The 16,882-nt window shown below is 50.8% G+C and carries 17 protein-coding genes; 7 read left to right on the top strand and 10 right to left on the bottom strand.

All coding sequences use genetic code 11. The annotated features are described in order from the left end of the window. Window positions 1-214: 214 nt before the first annotated feature. Window positions 215-1,903 (top strand): CPBP family intramembrane glutamic endopeptidase, encoded by a 1,689-nt coding sequence (locus tag MHH82_RS27750; RefSeq protein ID WP_036665072.1) that lies wholly within the window; start codon window positions 215-217, stop codon window positions 1,901-1,903. Here MHH82_RS27750 and uvrC read toward each other — a convergent pair. Both uvrC and trxA read right to left on the bottom strand, forming a co-directional pair. Beyond that, window positions 1,875-3,878 carry an excinuclease ABC subunit UvrC gene (gene uvrC / locus MHH82_RS27755; protein ID WP_015737409.1) on the bottom strand — a complete coding sequence of 668 codons (2,004 nt, stop codon included), beginning with the start codon at window positions 3,876-3,878 and terminating at the stop codon, window positions 1,875-1,877. The two genes, MHH82_RS27750 and uvrC, sit on opposite strands and share 29 nt — an antisense overlap. 137 nt (window positions 3,879-4,015) lie before the next feature. Next, window positions 4,016-4,333, bottom strand: coding sequence for a thioredoxin (gene trxA, locus MHH82_RS27760; protein WP_009592891.1), 318 nt, complete (start codon window positions 4,331-4,333; stop codon window positions 4,016-4,018). Window positions 4,334-4,584: 251 nt separating this feature from the next. On the opposite strand from trxA, the gene MHH82_RS27765 reads away from it, so the two are divergent. Next, window positions 4,585-4,740 (top strand): hypothetical protein, encoded by a 156-nt coding sequence (locus MHH82_RS27765; RefSeq protein ID WP_006212594.1) that lies wholly within the window; start codon window positions 4,585-4,587, stop codon window positions 4,738-4,740. Window positions 4,741-4,866: 126 nt separating this feature from the next. On the opposite strand, the gene dnaI is transcribed toward MHH82_RS27765, so the two are convergent. The 3 genes from dnaI to MHH82_RS27780 form a co-directional block, all read right to left on the bottom strand. Then, on the bottom strand, window positions 4,867-5,820 hold the full coding sequence (gene dnaI, locus MHH82_RS27770) for a primosomal protein DnaI (RefSeq protein WP_009592849.1): 954 nt from the start codon (window positions 5,818-5,820) through the stop codon (window positions 4,867-4,869). Between the two features lie 34 nt (window positions 5,821-5,854). Then, window positions 5,855-7,360 carry a helicase DnaB gene (locus MHH82_RS27775; protein WP_015737410.1) on the bottom strand — a complete coding sequence of 502 codons (1,506 nt, stop codon included), beginning with the start codon at window positions 7,358-7,360 and terminating at the stop codon, window positions 5,855-5,857. A gap of 200 nt (window positions 7,361-7,560) precedes the next feature. Beyond that, complete coding sequence (locus MHH82_RS27780; protein WP_015737411.1) at window positions 7,561-7,860, bottom strand: YuiB family protein; 300 nt, start codon at window positions 7,858-7,860, stop codon at window positions 7,561-7,563. A 250-nt stretch (window positions 7,861-8,110) separates the two neighbouring features. On the opposite strand from MHH82_RS27780, the gene hemQ reads away from it, so the two are divergent. Further along, window positions 8,111-8,860, top strand: a complete 750-nt coding sequence (gene hemQ / locus MHH82_RS27785) for a hydrogen peroxide-dependent heme synthase (protein WP_015737412.1) — start codon at window positions 8,111-8,113, stop codon at window positions 8,858-8,860. A gap of 69 nt (window positions 8,861-8,929) precedes the next feature. Here the strand turns inward: hemQ and MHH82_RS27790 are convergent, their stop codons facing one another. Together MHH82_RS27790 and MHH82_RS27795 are read right to left on the bottom strand one after the other, a co-directional pair. After that, entirely contained in the window at window positions 8,930-9,190 is a 261-nt protein-coding gene (locus MHH82_RS27790; RefSeq protein ID WP_009592851.1) for a hypothetical protein, read from the bottom strand. Further along, window positions 9,191-10,384 carry an NAD(P)/FAD-dependent oxidoreductase gene (locus MHH82_RS27795; RefSeq protein WP_009592911.1) on the bottom strand — a complete coding sequence of 398 codons (1,194 nt, stop codon included), beginning with the start codon at window positions 10,382-10,384 and terminating at the stop codon, window positions 9,191-9,193. Between the two features lie 479 nt (window positions 10,385-10,863). On the opposite strand from MHH82_RS27795, the gene MHH82_RS27800 reads away from it, so the two are divergent. Continuing rightward, window positions 10,864-11,865, top strand: a complete 1,002-nt coding sequence (locus MHH82_RS27800; protein WP_015737413.1) for an NAD(P)/FAD-dependent oxidoreductase — start codon at window positions 10,864-10,866, stop codon at window positions 11,863-11,865. A 193-nt stretch (window positions 11,866-12,058) separates the two neighbouring features. Here MHH82_RS27800 and MHH82_RS27805 read toward each other — a convergent pair whose 3' ends face one another. Then, the gene (locus MHH82_RS27805) at window positions 12,059-12,202 is read right to left on the bottom strand and encodes a sporulation histidine kinase inhibitor Sda (protein ID WP_006212600.1); all 144 of its coding nucleotides are present in this window, start codon (window positions 12,200-12,202) and stop codon (window positions 12,059-12,061) included. Between the two features lie 297 nt (window positions 12,203-12,499). After that, a complete protein-coding gene (locus tag MHH82_RS27810; protein ID WP_009592895.1) occupies window positions 12,500-13,162 on the bottom strand; it encodes a YheC/YheD family protein in 663 nt (220 codons plus the stop codon). Window positions 13,163-13,384: 222 nt separating this feature from the next. Between MHH82_RS27810 and MHH82_RS27815 the strand changes: the two genes are divergently transcribed. Next, window positions 13,385-13,594, top strand: coding sequence for a hypothetical protein (locus tag MHH82_RS27815; protein WP_009592898.1), 210 nt, complete (start codon window positions 13,385-13,387; stop codon window positions 13,592-13,594). Between the two features lie 163 nt (window positions 13,595-13,757). Here MHH82_RS27815 and MHH82_RS27820 read toward each other — a convergent pair whose 3' ends face one another. After that, window positions 13,758-14,117, bottom strand: a complete 360-nt coding sequence (locus MHH82_RS27820; RefSeq protein ID WP_009592872.1) for a HesB/IscA family protein — start codon at window positions 14,115-14,117, stop codon at window positions 13,758-13,760. A gap of 392 nt (window positions 14,118-14,509) precedes the next feature. Between MHH82_RS27820 and mqnE the strand changes: the two genes are divergently transcribed. Both mqnE and MHH82_RS27830 read left to right on the top strand, forming a co-directional pair. Beyond that, window positions 14,510-15,616, top strand: a complete 1,107-nt coding sequence (gene mqnE, locus MHH82_RS27825) for an aminofutalosine synthase MqnE (protein ID WP_009592862.1) — start codon at window positions 14,510-14,512, stop codon at window positions 15,614-15,616. A 155-nt stretch (window positions 15,617-15,771) separates the two neighbouring features. Then, entirely contained in the window at window positions 15,772-16,830 is a 1,059-nt protein-coding gene (locus MHH82_RS27830) for an NAD(P)/FAD-dependent oxidoreductase (RefSeq protein WP_009592908.1), read from the top strand. Window positions 16,831-16,882 lie beyond the last annotated feature (52 nt).

Raw genomic sequence — 16,882 nt, forward strand, 5'->3', positions numbered from 1 at the left:
AAAGAGCGCGAATTGGGCATATTCAAGAATACAAGCGTAGGGTTCTCTAACGTTTTCGAAACCTTTCATTCATTTTCATCGATTTATTTCAATATTCCGATAATTGGGATAAGCTGCTTATGGCTTTCATACTATGTTATATTGACTCTATGCGTTCTTAATCAGGCATATCGAATACCAGTGGGAGTATCAACTTTCTTAGAGGAGGAATTTCATGAATCGTGCAAGAGAGCCCTTGAAGCTGAAGCCCAATCTGAAGCAGCTCATCGCGCCTGCCGCAGTCGGCCTGATTCTGTTCCTATTATTTCAGGTATTTCCGTGGGCGAATCCGGACGATGCCGAGATGGCCTCACCGGATATCATTTCCAAGGAGCAGGCTCGGCAGGCAGCTTCAAGGTTTGCTCAGGAGCATCTGCAGTTTGCGGCTGCGGACACGGACGAAGCCTTGGTTACATATCAATCCAAATCGGAACTTTACGGATATCTGGCGAAGGAGAAGAGACTTTCGGAATATAACAAAACCTATGAAGCCAAATATCCCTATGACGTATACCGCGTTCGCTTCAGCGAGCCTGGAGGCGATGCCCTCAATGTGGACGTGCACATGCAAAATTCCGGCATCGTCGGATTCTCGTATGATTATGCCCGTTCCAGCTTTGATCGGATCGAGCTGAACAAGGGCGAGATTCAGAGGCAGATGCTGCTCGTCGTTGAGGACGGCATGACATTGGCCGAGAAGCAGGCGCTGGCGGAGCCATGGCTTCAGCGGGCGGGTTATGACCTGTCGAATCTGGAGCTGGTTACGAAGGAGGGGGATCCCCGTCTCAAATATGTGGACCCTGAATCCAGGATCGGGGACTCCAGGCTGGAGCACCGCTTCACCTTCGAGCAGGGGAAATTGCGCTCTTATGAGCCCTCCTTCTCGGTGCCAGCCGCCCACTCTGCTTATGTCAACAAGCAGACGCAGGATGCCACCCTGCTGACGCTCGCAGGGTACGGCCTGTTCACCCTAATCCTGGGCATTCTTGCGATTGTGTACAGCGTGAAGACCAGGGCCTACACCTCGTTTAAGCGCGGCCTGTTCTTATCGGCGCTGCTGTTCGTCATTCAAATGCTGAATACGTACAATCTGATTCCCGTTTTCAAATCCGAAGGCATGTCGCAAACCGGCGTGCTCGGGATGATGATTTTCTATGCCGTCTATTCGCTCGTCTTCTCCGCCCTGCTCTATTTCTCCCTTGTCGGCGGCAGCGGGCTGTGGCATAAAGAAGACGGGCTCAATCCATGGCCGCGCGCCAAAGAACCCGGATACGGGCATTACGTGCTGGACAGCATGAAGCTGGGGTATATGTGGGCCTTCATCCTGCTTGGCGTCCAATCCGTCATCTTTATCGGTCTTGGTCTGACCCTGAATACATGGTCCACCACGGATGCGACGCAATCGCCTTACAACATGCTGTATCCTTGGCTGTTTCCGTTGATGGCCTGGCTGGCCGGCATATCCGAGGAGGCCGTGTACCGGCTGTTCGGCATCAAGATGGTGAAAAAGATCGTCCGCAATACCTTTGTCGCAAGCTTGATCACCTCGCTCATCTGGGCGCTGGGACATACGCTCTATCCGATATACCCCGTGATCTCCCGGCCGATTGAGCTGGTCATCATCGGTTTGCTGTTCAGCTACATCTTTTTGAAATACGGGTATTTGGCTGCGATGTTCTCCCATGTCATCTTCAACAGCATCCTGATGGGCATCAGCCTGATCATGCTCAAAGATGCCGCCAACCTGCTGACCGGCGCTTTTTACATGGTGCTTCCGGCGATTGTCGCCTATGCGATTTACCGTTTCAACCCGACAAAAAAAGAGAAGCCGTATGTCACGACTCCTCCTCACGAAGTGCATTAAGAATATCCGTTGCTAATTTTTCACCGATGGAAAGGGGCTTGAAGTCTTCGACTGAAGCCTCTTTTATTTTTTTGACCGAGCCAAAATGCTTCAACAGCATTTTGCGGCGCTTCTCCCCGATGCCCGGAATCGAATCCAGCTTGGACGTCACCATCGATTTCCCGCGCTGCTCGCGGTGGAAGGAAATCGCGAAACGGTGAACCTCATCCTGAATGCGCTGGAGCAAATAGAACTCCTGACTGTCCCGAGGCAGCGACACCGGCTCCGGCGGATCTCCGACCATCAGCTGCGCCGTTTTATGCTTGGCATCCTTCACAAGCCCGCAGACCGGGACGAACAGCCCGAGTTCATTCTCCAGCACGTCGATGGCTGCTGAGATCTGTCCCTTCCCCCCATCGACGACAATGAGGTCCGGAAGCGGCAGGTTCTCCTTCAATACACGCTCATACCGCCGCCGGATCACTTCACGCATCGTATCGTAATCGTCCGGCCCCTGCACGGTACGGATCTTATATTTGCGATATTCCTTCTTATCCGGTTTTCCGTTGGTGAATACCACCATGGCCGATACCGGGTTGGAGCCCTGAATGTTCGAGTTATCAAACGCCTCGATCCGGTTAAGCGACTGGAGGCCAATCACCTCGCCCAGATTGGCCGCTGCAACCGAGGTCCGTTCTTCATCGCGCTCAATCAAGCGGAATTTCTCGTCCAGGGACACCTTCGCGTTATCCGACGCCATGCCGACCATCTGTTTCTTCAAGCCCCGCTGCGGCACGTGAACCTTCACGCCCAGCCATTCCTGCAAGGCAGCAGCGCCCCCGGCAGCATCCACGAGACCCGCGGCCTCCGCCTGCTCCGCCTGGGCTTGGACAAGGACTTCATGCTGTTCTTCGGATATATCCGTGGTCAGCTTCTTCTCCGTTTCCGCGGCTTCGCCTGCGTTACGGGCACCTTGTTCCCCGGCGCTTCCGGTTGCCGTCTCGGAGCCGGCCTCCTCTGCCAGCAGCGGCCCCGGCAGCAGAATTTCCTGCGGCAATGCGGGATTATCGCTGTAATACTGGGCTATGAACGACATGAAATCACTGTGCGCATCCCCGTAGAACGGAAAAACGGACTTGTTGCGCTGCACCATTTTGCCTTGGCGCATGTACAGAATCTGCACGCACATCCAGCCTTTGTCCACGGCATAACCGAATACGTCGCGATCCCGGGTATCCGTTGTCGTGATCTTCTGTTTCTCCATCAGGGTATCGATATGGATGATTTGGTCCCGCAGCTCCTTGGCACGCTCGAAGTACAAATCCTCCGCGGCCTCCTGCATCTTTCGCTGCAGTTCCTTCTTGATCTCTTCGTGCCCGCCGCTCAGGAATGAAGTAATCTCTCCTGTAATCTGTTCATAGGCGGATTTCGGCACTTCCTTCACGCATGGAGCCAAGCATTGTCCCATATGGTAATACAAGCAGACCTCTTTGGGCATAACGCCGCATTTGCGCAGTGGATACATCCGGTCCAGTAGCTTTTTGGTCTGCTGCGCCGCATACGCGTTCGGATAAGGACCGAAGTATTTGGCTTTATCTTTAAGCACCCTTCTGGTCACTTCCAGGCGGGGATGCTCTTCATTCGTTATTTTAAGGTAGGGATAGGTTTTATCGTCCTTCAGCAGCACATTGAATCTCGGCTGATGGGTTTTGATCAGATTGCACTCCAGAATTAACGCTTCCATGTTGCTGCCCGTCACGATGTATTCGAAATCGCGGATTTCCGAAACGAGCATCTGGGTCTTCCCGTTATGGCTCCCGGTAAAATACGAGCGCACCCGGTTCTTCAGCACTTTGGCCTTGCCCACGTAAATAATCGTGCCTTCATGGTTCTTCATCAGGTAGCAGCCCGGCTGATCCGGCAGCAATGCCAGCTTGTGGCGAATATTCTCCTGCGCCTTCTCTTGCTCCTGAAGCCGTTTGGCAGAATCGTCCATGCTATTCCTCCTCTCCAAGGAGATTTATAATATTAACGTTATAAATATATACCATGATAATGAACCACACAAAGCGCCTCCGGGTTACACCGAAGGCGCTGTATGAAAGCGGATTGCAGTCTATGGGCAAATCCTGCTTATTGATGTTTTGCAATGATGCCCTTCAAGGCTTCTTTGGAGTTCAGACCTACGACTTTATCGACAGGCTGGCCGTCTTTAAAGAAGATCATGGTCGGAATGCTCATGACGCCGAAGCGTGCTGCGGATTCCGGATTCTCATCCACGTTCACCTTTGCAATTTTTACATCATCGCCGAGTTCTGAAGACAATTCGTCCAGAATCGGAGCAAGCATTTTACAAGGGCCGCACCATGGCGCCCAGAAATCAACTACAACCGTGCCTTGTCCTTCTACTTCATTGACGAAGGTTTGGTCGGTAACATTGACGATAGCCATTGTATTCTCCTCCTCACAGGATAAGATCGAGTAAAGTGCGAATCATAATTGTCGAATGGGTCGACGAATTTAGTATACCACAATCGGCCGGAAAAAGTGAAATATACTCACCTAAAGAAAGAGGTTTTCACGGGATTTTTATGCAATCTTTACAAATGATTTGCGCATTGGGTATACTACTAGTAACAAGTCGGGTGACTGTCAAGTTTTTCGTTCGCACGGCATGTTCACCTTTTGAGGAGGCAAGCACCATGGATGTAAACGTACGCGTTAACGATCCACGGGAGCACATCAATGAAGAACCACGCAATGACTTTGGCGATTTGATGATGGGCTTCGTGGGGATGTTCGGTTTCATGACCATCATCTTTTTCGGATTCGTCATTATCAAGTTCTTGGTCGGTTAATATTTGATGATTCCTTGTGCACAGATAAAAAGTCTGATCCTGCCGCGCTCCATGCGCAAGCGGGATCAGACTTTTTACGCTTCAAGGGACGTTTGTCCACTCTGTTCATGTGCTCGTTGCAAACGTCTAGAACTTCCCTCTCTGGTTCTCTCCGAACAAATGAACGACATCCACGAAAGGCGCGATCCGGTTCATCAACCGCTGCCCTTTGTGAAGCTCCTCGCCGTCCTTGCTCGTGAAGCTGAGATGCTGCTCCAGCCCGTCGAGCGGATAGTTCGACGTATAAAAGGTCGGCAGCCGGTTCATCCTGAAATTCAGAATGGAGCCGAGGACATGATCCCGTACCCACGGATTCAAATTCTCCGCTCCAATGTCGTCAAAGATCAGCAGGTCGCAATGCTTCATCGTCTCGACCATGTCCTTCAGCTTCTGGCCGTCCTGCATCATGGTTTTCAGATCTTCCACGAAATCGGGCATATAGACGATCACGCCGGAGTGGCCCGCTTTGGCAAGCTCATGCATCAGGTAGCCCATCAGGTACGTTTTCCCGGTACCGAACGAACCGGTCAGATACAAGCCGCGCGGGGACAAGCCGTTCTCCTTCGTATCCCGGATATATTTGAAGACCTGGTGCACCGCAGGTGCCCGCAAGCGGTCCTTCGCCATAATCTCCATGTTGTCGTACCCTTCGCTCAAGGCATGCTCGTCAACATAAAAGCTGCGAATCCGCTTCTTGATCTGATCCTCATTGGTTTTTGCAATCTGCAGGGAGCACGGCGCCTTCCGTTCATAGATCTCCACCGTGCCGTTCATCCGCTGGATATCCAGCTTGCTGAAATGTCCCTGGAAATCATTCGGACACCGGTCCAGACCCGGGCATGCCTGGCAGTGGGCCTGGTCTCCCGCATATTGATACAGCTTGCTTAAATTCAATCGTATGACCCGGTCATCGATCTCCGGATATTCGCTTCGCAGTGCTTGAATCAGCGGATTCCTGAGCAAATCCTCCGTAATCTGCTCGGTTCTGCGCAGGAGCGCAGTACTTTTCATGCTTTCCAGCAGTTCACCAAGGGACTCCATCACCTGTTCCCTCCTCTCTTAAGCGGGATTTTCCTTATCCGCCCTTCTTGTTGCCAGCCTGCATTTCTGCCGCAAACCGCATCATCTCTTCGAACTCCTCATCCGATACGGCCTCCGCCTGATCGGTCTCCAAAGCCACTGGAATTTCCGGCTTCGCCTTTCCGCCTTTAGCGTATGTACGCGTGCGCTGCGAGGCTGCCTTCTGCTTGCCTTTCATTTTGGCTTGATCCCGTATATACTGAACGGCTTTCTCATAGCTGTTTACTTGCTTCAGCAGCATGTTGGAAGCGATGGCTTCCACAAAGTTGCGGTTGATCCGCTGCTCTCCGCCTGCGGCAATGAGCGACATCAAATAATGAATGAGCACGTTGATGACTTCGCCCGGCAGCTTGTAGCTCAGGTCAATCTTTTCGAAGATGTCCAGAAACTGCGCGGGAACCGAGCCCGGGAAGAACGTCTGCAGGAGCCGTGTATAAGGCTCGTTGCGAAGCATCATATTATATTGGTGAATATCGCATTTGGATTGGAACTGGGCCGGAACCTCGACATAATATTCCATCTGTACGGCATGCTCCTGCGCAGGCTCGTCCGGATCGGCCGTCATCTCCTGATGCAGGGCAACCACCTTGCCCGCCGTAATCTGCCGCTTTTCCTGCATCTTCATTCCCTGCCTAAAGTGAAGGCTGGCTTTGTGCTGCAAATCGTCCAGGACAACCTCGCCGTGCTCGGTAAAGATGCCGTCCTCGTCAAGCAGGCGGCACAAATCCTGCGTGCTGAGATCGTACTTGCGTACGACGTAATTCACGATGCCCATCTGTTCATGGTCATAGCGAAGACGCTCCACAAAGACGCGATTGCGGGATTCGCGCGGGAATCGCAGAATAATGTCCGCGTAGTTCAGACCTTCTCCCTGCGGATTCGGCGGCAGCACCGACTTCCTTGATACCGCTACCTCTTCCAGCGCCTGCTCCAGTTCATAATCAATGACATGCGTGTTCAACTCGAAAATATCGTAAAAGGGAACCGAGATGTTCTCCTTGTTCAGGGAAATGCCGGACCATTCCAGGGGTTCCTTGCTCCAAAGCTCTTCCCTCAGCGACAGGACGGCGAATTTCCCCACCTTGTCGCGAAGCAGCAGCGTCAGATGCTGGGTATTGAAGAACTCCGCCGGACTGAGCGGCGCCTGCAGCTCATATTCATAGACATGGTCGTCCGTTTCCGGGACGAACATCCGGCTGGTCTGCAGCAATCCTACCGCTTCCAGCTTGGAGGTTTGCTCAATGAGATAGCGGCGTCCTTTTTCGCTGGGCTCAAGCCCTAATGTCAAGAATAATCTTCGCTGCTGTTCAATGGCCGAATAACCCACCTTCTCCAGCGGCACATGCGATACGAGAAGACGGTACAAGCTGACCGCAAACGCGCCGACCATCGGTTGATATATCGAACCAAGCATTTTGTCGTCCAGGCCGCTTAAGCAGAAGTCACGGTATACGCAGTAACGGTGATTCTCTGTAAAATGTAAAAAATTAGTCATGCGCATCGTTTATGCTCCCCCTGTCGCCCAAAAATAGACTTCCTCTATTCTATCATAAATCCGATGCTCAGAAGTCGGTTCTTTCGCATCAAAAATTATGGAATTCTTGCGTCTGCCTTTTGGCAGAGCTTCCATAAATATAAATGACGGCCCCCAGGTATCGAAGAGCCGCCATTAACATTCCATTCAATTTGCGCCAAGCGCGATTAAAACATTCTAAACCCTTTAATACGCAATGTCTTAATGGTCCATCCGCTCATGTAAGCCCCGATCAGACCCGCAACTCCCGTTAAGTAATCCACCAACTGGAACGATCCGACGTGAGTCCAGAACGACATTTGGCCCCGATCCCACAAGCTGTATACAACGACCGGCAGAATGACAATCACGAACAGAAAGCACGGAAACCAGGTCGTCTTCATCAACATATTTAGGATAAAACCGATACCGAACATCATGACAAAAAACAAAATCATCAGCACGAGCACAGGAATAAATTGAAGCATGATCGCTGTTTTCACCTCTTCTTTATCACCTACGCATAGCAGCTATCCTACTTTATTGCAGCAAGAAACAGCACACCAAGCTTTAGCTAATAGCTAGTTTACTAAAAATCATGTCACAGATCAACGAACAATCGTGAATACATTGTGTCGGCGTTTGCCCTTCCGACTGCGCTTACAGTACAATATAGGAAGTTAATGCAAGCGGCCATCCGCTTCAATTATAACGAACATAATGTTTAGGAGTGATCACATGAACGAAGCTGCAATGACGCTCGAGGGCTGGTATGCGCTGCATGATTTCCGCACCATCAATTGGCCGGCCTGGAAAGCTGCAGACGAAGAAGTACGCGCATTTGCGCTGGACGAGCTGAATGCGTTCCTTGCGGAATGGGATGCCGTCGAGACCGCCAAGCAGGGCAGCACCGCCGTATATACCATCGTCGGCCAGAAAGCCGATTTTGTTTTCATGCATTTGCGCGAGACGCTGGAAGAGCTGAACGCGATCGAGAACGCTTTTAACAAAACGACGTTCGCCCAGTTCACCACCAAGGCTTATTCCTATGTCAGCATCGTCGAGCTGAGCAATTACTTGGCCGGCTCCTCCGATGAGGATCCGATGCAGAACCCGCATGTCATCGCCCGACTGAAGCCGGTCCTGCCAAAATCGAAGCATATCTGCTTCTACCCGATGAACAAAAAGCGGGATTTGGCGGACAACTGGTACATGCTGAGCATGGATGACCGCAAATCCATGATGAAGAGCCACGGGATGATCGGCCGCGGTTATGCCGGCAAGGTCAAGCAGATCATCACCGGTTCCGTCGGCTTCGACGATTGGGAATGGGGCGTTACCTTGTTCAGCGACGATGCGCTTCAATTCAAAAAGCTCGTGTACGAAATGAGATTTGACGAAGTGAGCGCGCGCTTCGGCGAATTCGGTCCTTTCTATGTCGGCAACCTGCTCGACCAAGCTTCTTTCACCGACTTGATGAAGGTATAATTCCTTCTGCACATAAATGGCATATCAAAAAAAGGGATGCTCTTCCGAATGAGAGCATCCCTTCTTCTGTTATTCGCCGTCTTCCTCATCTTGCTCTTGCTTGCGCAAGGTTTCAAGATATTCAGCGGTGGCCCGGTCCCGGGCCCGCCCTTTATCCTTGAGGCGCTCAATGGCAGGAAGAATGAGAATGTCGACTTCCTGCTGAACGGTATAAGCCAGATCGTACCGCTCTTGCGACTCCAGGTAGGAGCCGACCTCCATCAGGGCGTTGTAGCGATCCAGTTCATCTCTTGTGAGCAGCCCCCGTACTTGAACGCTGCAATGTCTCATTTATAGGAACCTGCCTTTTTTCAGGACGAGCGGAATGCCTCCGATAATGAAGAGGTAGCGAAGATCAACCAATTTTTTCAGCTGGGCCGCTTTCCATCCCTGATATTTCTTATCCCCTACAACCGCAATGCCTTCGCCCCGGCCGAGGGAAGCGACCGTGCCTTTATTATGGAACTCGAATTTGCGCATGGACTTGTCCCGGATCGCCGCAACGATATTCTGGGCACAGCATACGCCCTGCTGCATCGCCATTTGGGCGGTCGGCGGATAAGGTCTGCCTTCTTCGTTAAAAATGAGGGAGTTATCGCCGATAATATAAATGTTCTCGTATCCCGGAGCGCGTAAATATTCATCAACTTTCACGCGGCCCCTCATTGTTTCGAAGCCGGCCGACTCAACCAGGCGGTTCCCGCGGATGCCGCCGGTCCATACGACCGTTGCCGCCCGGATTTCTTCGCCGTTGTTCAGCACGACCCCGCCCGGCAGGCATTCCTTGATCGCAATGCCCATCTTGAAGGTAACGCCCTTCTTCTCGAGAACGTTCATGGCGTACTCCACCAGCTCGGGGGCAAACCCCGGCAGCGCCGACGGCGCGGCTTCTACGTTATAAATGTTCACCAATGTCGGATCGACGTCATACTCCTTGCACAGTCTCGGAATGCGGTCCGCCAGCTCGGCTACAAACTCGATGCCGCTGAACCCGGCTCCGCCAACCACGAAGTTGATGCGCTCTTGCGGTCTGCGTTCATTCTTATATAAAGCAAATTGATATTCAATATGCTCTCGAATCAATCGTACCGAGTTGATGCTTCGGATCGTCATCGCATGCTCTGCGAGTCCCGGGATCCCGAAGGTCTCCGGCTCGCCGCCGAGTCCAATGACAAGATAGTCATAGGATAACGTTCCATCTTCAAGGATAACTTTCTTATCGTGAAGGCGGATTTCCTGAACCGAGGATTTGACCAAATCGATTTTGAACTCGTCTATCAACTTGGATATGGATACCCGGGTATTCTCAATGCTGTCGGTTCCTGCTGCCGGCATATGCAAATGCGTTGTAATATAATGATAATCATGGCGATTCACCAATGTAACATCGGCCTCATTATAATTCAGCTCTTTTTGCAGCCGCTGCGCTGTCAATATGCCCCCGTAACCCGCGCCAAGGATTACGATCTTCGGTATGCTGCTCATTCTACTGCTCCTTCCAGCTTACTCTTTATATATACAGTATGGTACACATGTTAACATTCTGTGAAATTGCATCCAAAAAAAGAGAAGAGCCCTTATCAGAGCCCGTTTCATCATTTGACCTGATGGTTCATTACGGTTCAAAAACAGCTGTAATCCTGCGGTTTCCTTATGATTGCTGCCGTAACCAATCGATATGAGAACCCTGCAATGAACACAAGTTATCACGTTAATCATATGCATAAACCATGCAAATATCAAGAATTTTTTTGCCATTAAATATGCAAATCATTCCGCCATTTCCCCCCTTGCTTGCTAAGTAAGCGCAACCATTCCAATGTTAGGTATTTTAACTCAATTCTCGTCTTTTCATGCCGGTTCGGGACGATTATAATAGGTAAGGAATTCATGAATCAGCTTTATCCGGACAAGAACGTCTGTCTGATTCGAATATAAACTCATTTTATGGAGGTGCTTACCGCATGACAACGATGCCACAAGACAACAATATGACGGATCTTTTGATTATCGGTGGCGGACCTGCAGGCATGTTTGCCGCTTTTTACGGCGGAATGCGCCAAGCCTCGGTTAAACTTATCGAGAGCATGCCCCAGCTCGGAGGCCAATTGGCTGCGCTGTATCCCGAAAAATATATCTATGACGTAGCAGGCTTCCCAAAGGTTACCGCTCAGGAGCTTGTGAACAATCTGTCCGCGCAAATGGAGCTCTTTAAAACGGACATCCGTCTTGAAGAGAAAGTCCAAGCTGTGGAAAAGCTTGAAGAACGTCATTTTGTCGTGAAAACGAATCTGGGGGAACACCATGCCAAAGCCGTCATCATTACGGCCGGCGTCGGGGCGTTCCAACCCCGCCGACTGGAGATAGAAGGTGCCGAGAAGTACGAGAAGGCGAACCTTCATTATTTCGTCAACGATCTCAGCCGCTTTAAAGGCAAGAAGGTTCTCATCAGCGGCGGCGGCGATTCCGCGGTAGACTGGGCGCTCATGATCGAACCGATCGCCGAGCAGGTTACGCTGGTTCACCGCCGCGACAAGTTCCGTGCCCACGAGCATAGCGTGGAGCAGCTGATGGCCTCGAAGGTGAACATCGTGACACCAACCGAAATCACGGAACTGCATGGTGAAGATGCCATTACGAAGGTGACGCTGTCGCATATTAAGACCAAAGAGACGCAAGAGATTGAAGTTGACGATGTCATTGTCAATTTCGGTTTCGTTTCCTCCCTTGGTCCGATCTCCGAGTGGGGCATCGCCATCGAAAGCAACTCCATCGTCGTGGACTCCCGCATGGAAACCAGCATCCCGGGTATTTTTGCGGCGGGCGATATCACGACCTATCCTGGCAAGGTCAAGCTCATTGCCGTCGGATTCGGCGAAGCGCCAACCGCCGTCAACAATGCCAAAGTATACTTTGATCCTGAAGCCAGATTGGCTCCGGGACACAGCAGCAACATGAAATTGTAGAGGTACTCGGAATTTCCTAACACTTCGACATACAGAAAAAAAGGTATCTAACGTTCCAGAGGGCGATGCGCCGCTCAGAACGGAAGATACCTTTTCTAATTCTTCTTCAAACCATATGTAGAACTTGGTTGAAAGCTCCCACATTATATGCGTATCATGTCGTAAGTTATCTATTCTATATACGAAAATCTGATTAATGCAGGATGCTGCCGGAATCGGTGTCCAAGTTCCGTTTATGAATTTCGGCCAGCAGTAGAGTGATGAACTCTCGTTCCAACTTCAATTCAACAGCCATATGATAGGAATCGAGAAGCATCTCATCCGTCAACATAGCCATCCCCTCACACCCCTTCCTCATATTTCCTGAATCTATCATATCAGACATGCGAAAACGGAACAACTGTTCGCTTATCCACAACCTCTTGTGGAAATCCTGTGTATAATTTGTTGGTAAGTGTAAGAAACAAGGTCATATCAAAGTGGATTATGGGGATAAATGTTATACACAGGATATGGGGTAAATCTACCATAAAAAAAATTGATCAATTATTATATCGGTAGATTACGGTTATTTTTTTATTACCCTATTAAAAAATCATATAAACGACTTCTGTTGGGAATATTAAACAAAAATTCAGCTCGGTCTTGTATTTACTTCCAAAATCCATATCTTTCCTTCGACGTCGAGTCCGTAATCGAATCCCAGTTCCCCGATCCCGGGAAAGCGCGATTCCAGGATCGTGATGCACTGTCTGGTTAAGTGGCGCATTTCATTACGCTTCTCCCTGGCATTGATATGGGGCAGCGACAGCCTCAGAGCATGGCGGCAACGAAGCAGCGTCCCCCCTTTGCAAATGTTCGTCACAAACAGCCCGGGGTTCGCGAGCCGTCCTAGCATGGCCCGGAATTCCCATCTTCCTCTTTCCTTGACTACCTTGACGCGGTAATCCAGCGGACGTCCCTGAATTTTAGCCAGATGAATCCCCTGTTGTATCATGTAGCGCCGTTTCAGTTTCATTCTGTTCAATACGTGCAACAGGGAATTCAATGTATCTACATGAACAGTACGCCTCTTATGGGTTACCAAGTATCCCGTTCCGTCTTTCTGTATTCGGATGACTCCGTTACCACCGGTGCCTACAATCGGCTTGATCACGACCATTTCGTGTTCATCCAGCATTGAGACCAGGGTATCCCCTCCATACGACTGGGTCGCCGGAATGTAGGGAGCAACCTGCGGATCGGTCAGCAGCGCTTCCGTCTTCAGCCACTTGCTGGCCAATTGTCTTCCCGCCATGCTGCTTTCGCCTCCTTTTATTCATGACATACGTTATCCTATTCTCTTATCCGCACTTTGTCTTGGATGATTGTCCGGGATCGTTATGCCTAATAATTTGACGTATTCATGGCCGCGAAGCGAGCTTCCCTTTGCAAATGAGGTGATCTATCGTATAGTAAGGGCAGAGCTTTGTCCGTAATAAATCCATCCATGGATAACCATAAAGGAGGCTTTGTCACCTTGGCAGCATTGTTTGAAGTTTTGTACTGGATTGCCATTGTCGGCATGTCGGTTGCCCTTGCAGCCATCACCGTTCTGATCTTTGTCATGGGCTTCAAGTTCATCAAAGACAAGCGCCGCGGACTCGGGGCCGGCTGCATCGTGTTCTCGCTCGTAGCTGCCGGCATGATCGTGCTGATGCTGAACGATACCTTCTTCTTCCCGGTCTGATCGGATAGGAAGAACAACAAAATGCAGCTGCCCCCGTTTGGGAGTCCGCTGCATTTTTTCATTTTCTTATGGGCGGCAGCAAAAAAAGGACCCCCGCGACAACAGGGTCGCAGAGGTCTTTTTATTGGTTAGATTCAGAGCACAGTCCCCGAAAACCCGCTGCTTAGCAAGGCTCTTCGTTCGGTTTGCCCGCATCCGTTGCCGTGCGGAAGGAAGATCCGCAGCCGCAAGTTACGGTCGCGTTCGGGTTGTGGATGGTGAACCCGCCCGTCATGCCGGATTCCTCGAAGTCGATTTCGAGACCGTTCAGGTATTTCAGATCGTCCTTCTCGACAACGACTTTCATATCCTGCAGGTCCATATATACGTCCGCTTCCGTTTCTTGATCGTCGAAGCCCATTGCATATGAAAAACCACTGCATCCGCCGGCAGTGACACCCAGTCGAAGGAACATATTGGGCGTTTCCTGTTCAGCAAGCATTTCTTTCAAACGTTCTGCAGCTGTTTCGCTGATTGATATCATAGGTCACCCTCCTTTTCGTTCATTCTTTAAGTATACTCCTCTTCGCGAATTCGCTCAAGGTTGAGATGATGGCCATTTTACCATATGGTCAATAACCTATTTCAATTCCTCTATATGTATTGCTACCCCGAGGGGTCAGGTTTATAATAGGGAAGGAACATGGGCGGCAACTGTTGGATAATTGTCACATCCCCCGGCTAAAATGCGGCAAAGGTTATGGCTGGTCCACAGTTGTATATTTTTTCACAAAGTTATTTATTTATTCAGCCCATTCATTGATTTCGTTGTTACACGACTATAAACGGACCGTTCCCCGCGGGGAGTGATCCACTTTATGATCACTTGATCTGCCGAATATTCGGCAAGTCAAAGTGTGAACAGGAGGATTGAACATGTCCACGATTGTGACACCATTTACCGATCAGAGAATGGCCGAGATCGTTGCGAAAGTCCAGCGCGGCGAACGCCTGAATCTTGAAGACGGTGTGTATTTGTATCAAACCGATGACCTGCTGACCCTCGGGCAGCTGGCTAATGAAGCCAATTTGCGCAAGAACGGGAAAAAAGTTTACTTCATTGAGAACATGAGTCTCTATTTTACCAATGTATGCGAATCCCGCTGCGCTTTTTGCAATTTCCGGAAAGACCAAGGCGAGGAAGGCTCCTATACCCTCTCCGGCGCGGAAATGATCGAGTATGTGGAACAGCATATTCACCCCGGCATCCGTGAATTTCATATCGTTGGCGGACATAATAACCATGTCCCGTTCCAGTACTATGTAGATTCGCTGAAGGCATTGAAGGAACGTTTCCCTGAAGTTACCCTGAAAGCCTATACCGCGGCGGAGATCGAATTCTTCACCCGCATCAGCGGACTCAGCACGAAGGAAGTGCTGCAGGAGCTGCAGAAGGCTGGTCTTCAATCCTTGACGGGCGGCGGAGCCGAAATCTTGTCTGACCAGTACCGTCAGAAGATGAAAGTGGATAAAGCCAACGTGGATCAATACCTCGACGTTCATCGTACCGCGCATAAGCTCGGCATGAAGACGCACACGACCATGCTGTACGGCTCGATCGAGAGCCATGAGGACCGGATCCGCCATATGCTGCAAATTCGGGATCTTCAAGATGAAACGAACGGATTCATGGTATTCATTCCGCTGTCCATGCAGCCGAAGAATAAGAATGCGGGCATCATGCGCCGCAATTCGGCTTACGAAGATTTGAAAACCATTGCCATCAGCCGATTGATGCTGGATAATATCGACCACATCAAGGCTTACTTCATTAATATCGGGCCGCAATTGACGCAGGTCGCTCTCAGCTTCGGCGCATCGGACGTCCATGGCACGATCCTGAAGGAACGCATCAGCCATGCCGCAGGAGCGCTGACGCCAGAAGGGCTGACCCGCAAAGAGCTTGTGTGGCTCATCCAAGGCGCCGGCCGCATTCCGGTCGAACGCGATACCTTCTATAACGAGATCAAGGTTTACGAATAAGTCATACCAGCAAAGACGCAAGCAAAGCAGACGTTCCAAAAAACGGAAAACAGGTTAAAGAGATAATATAGCGTGGGTAACCTAAGCCGCTTTCAGCGGCGTTTTTCTTGCGAATCGGCGCTCACCTTCTTATCTCTTGAGAAAGGAAGAAATTTATGAAAAAGCTCGTCATTCTCGGCGGAGGCTATGGTGGTCTTGCCCTAATTCAAGAATTGTTCAGCGGCTATCTTCCTCCGGACGTGGAGGTCGTGCTCATCGACCGCATGCCGTACCAAGGACTCAAAACCGAATATTACGCGCTGGCAGCAGGTACCGTGGCCGATACCGCTGTTCGTGTTAAATTCCCGGTGTATGACCGCCTCCATGTTGTATACGGTGAAGTCCTATCCATTGATCTTGAGAAGAAGCTTGTGAACCTGACGAACAACGATCCGGTGGAATACGATCAGCTGGCCATTGCCCTGGGATGTACGGACCGTTATCATGGGGTACCGGGCGCTGAAGAATTCACGTTCAGCCTGCAATCTTTTGCGGCATCCCGGGAAACCTATTTGAACCTGAACAACCTCAGACCATATGGTCAAGTTCATATCATTGGCGGAGGCTTAAGCGGCATCGAGCTCGCTGCCGATCTTCGGGAAAGCCGGCCTGACCTGAATATCGCCATTTTGGACCGGGGACAACGGGTGCTTTCTTCTTTTCCTAACCGTTTGTCTGCTTATATTCATCGCTGGTTTGAGGAACACCACGTGGACATCCACAGCGGCGTATCCGTATCCCGAGTGGAGAAGGACGCCGTGTACAATCTGGATGTGCCGATCGCAACCGATCTGGCGGTATGGACGGCCGGCATTCAGCCCGTAAAGGTCGTGCAGGATCTGGATCTGCCAAAAGACCGCAGCGGACGCATTCTGCTGAACGAATGGTACCAGGTTCCGTCCCATCCCGAGGTATATGTGATCGGCGACTGCGCCAGCCTCCCCTTCGTCCCGAGCGCGCAAGCGGCAGGGGCTCAGGCCGAGCAAGTGGGACATGTCATGAAAGCTTTATGGCGCGACGATACGCCTAAGGTATCTCCGCTGAAGCTGAAGGGAACGCTGGGTTCCCTCGGCAAACATGCGGGCTTTGGACTCATGGGCAGCACGTCGGTCATGGGCCGGGTACCAAGGATATTAAAGAGCGGCGTGCTCTGGAAATCCAAGCGTCATTACTAGTCGGACGGTTATGGGCGCTTATGATGCTCCTGTGGAGGGGGACGACAGTGGA

The sequence above is a fragment of the Bacillus sp. FSL K6-6540 genome (genome assembly GCF_038007545.1).

What these genes read in the sequence shown, in the direction of transcription:
- MHH82_RS27750 (WP_036665072.1), top strand. Translation starts at nt 215, where the DNA reads ATGAATCGTGCAAGAGAGCCCTTGAAGCTGAAGCCCAATCTGAAGCAG.
- uvrC (WP_015737409.1), bottom strand. Translation starts at nt 3,878, where the DNA reads ATGGACGATTCTGCCAAACGGCTTCAGGAGCAAGAGAAGGCGCAGGAG.
- trxA (WP_009592891.1), bottom strand. Translation starts at nt 4,333, where the DNA reads ATGGCTATCGTCAATGTTACCGACCAAACCTTCGTCAATGAAGTAGAA.
- MHH82_RS27765 (WP_006212594.1), top strand. Translation starts at nt 4,585, where the DNA reads ATGGATGTAAACGTACGCGTTAACGATCCACGGGAGCACATCAATGAA.
- dnaI (WP_009592849.1), bottom strand. Translation starts at nt 5,820, where the DNA reads ATGGAGTCCCTTGGTGAACTGCTGGAAAGCATGAAAAGTACTGCGCTC.
- MHH82_RS27775 (WP_015737410.1), bottom strand. Translation starts at nt 7,360, where the DNA reads ATGCGCATGACTAATTTTTTACATTTTACAGAGAATCACCGTTACTGC.
- MHH82_RS27780 (WP_015737411.1), bottom strand. Translation starts at nt 7,860, where the DNA reads ATGCTTCAATTTATTCCTGTGCTCGTGCTGATGATTTTGTTTTTTGTC.
- hemQ (WP_015737412.1), top strand. Translation starts at nt 8,111, where the DNA reads ATGAACGAAGCTGCAATGACGCTCGAGGGCTGGTATGCGCTGCATGAT.
- MHH82_RS27790 (WP_009592851.1), bottom strand. Translation starts at nt 9,190, where the DNA reads ATGAGACATTGCAGCGTTCAAGTACGGGGGCTGCTCACAAGAGATGAA.
- MHH82_RS27795 (WP_009592911.1), bottom strand. Translation starts at nt 10,384, where the DNA reads ATGAGCAGCATACCGAAGATCGTAATCCTTGGCGCGGGTTACGGGGGC.
- MHH82_RS27800 (WP_015737413.1), top strand. Translation starts at nt 10,864, where the DNA reads ATGACAACGATGCCACAAGACAACAATATGACGGATCTTTTGATTATC.
- MHH82_RS27805 (WP_006212600.1), bottom strand. Translation starts at nt 12,202, where the DNA reads ATGGCTATGTTGACGGATGAGATGCTTCTCGATTCCTATCATATGGCT.
- MHH82_RS27810 (WP_009592895.1), bottom strand. Translation starts at nt 13,162, where the DNA reads ATGGCGGGAAGACAATTGGCCAGCAAGTGGCTGAAGACGGAAGCGCTG.
- MHH82_RS27820 (WP_009592872.1), bottom strand. Translation starts at nt 14,117, where the DNA reads ATGATATCAATCAGCGAAACAGCTGCAGAACGTTTGAAAGAAATGCTT.
- mqnE (WP_009592862.1), top strand. Translation starts at nt 14,510, where the DNA reads ATGTCCACGATTGTGACACCATTTACCGATCAGAGAATGGCCGAGATC.
- MHH82_RS27830 (WP_009592908.1), top strand. Translation starts at nt 15,772, where the DNA reads ATGAAAAAGCTCGTCATTCTCGGCGGAGGCTATGGTGGTCTTGCCCTA.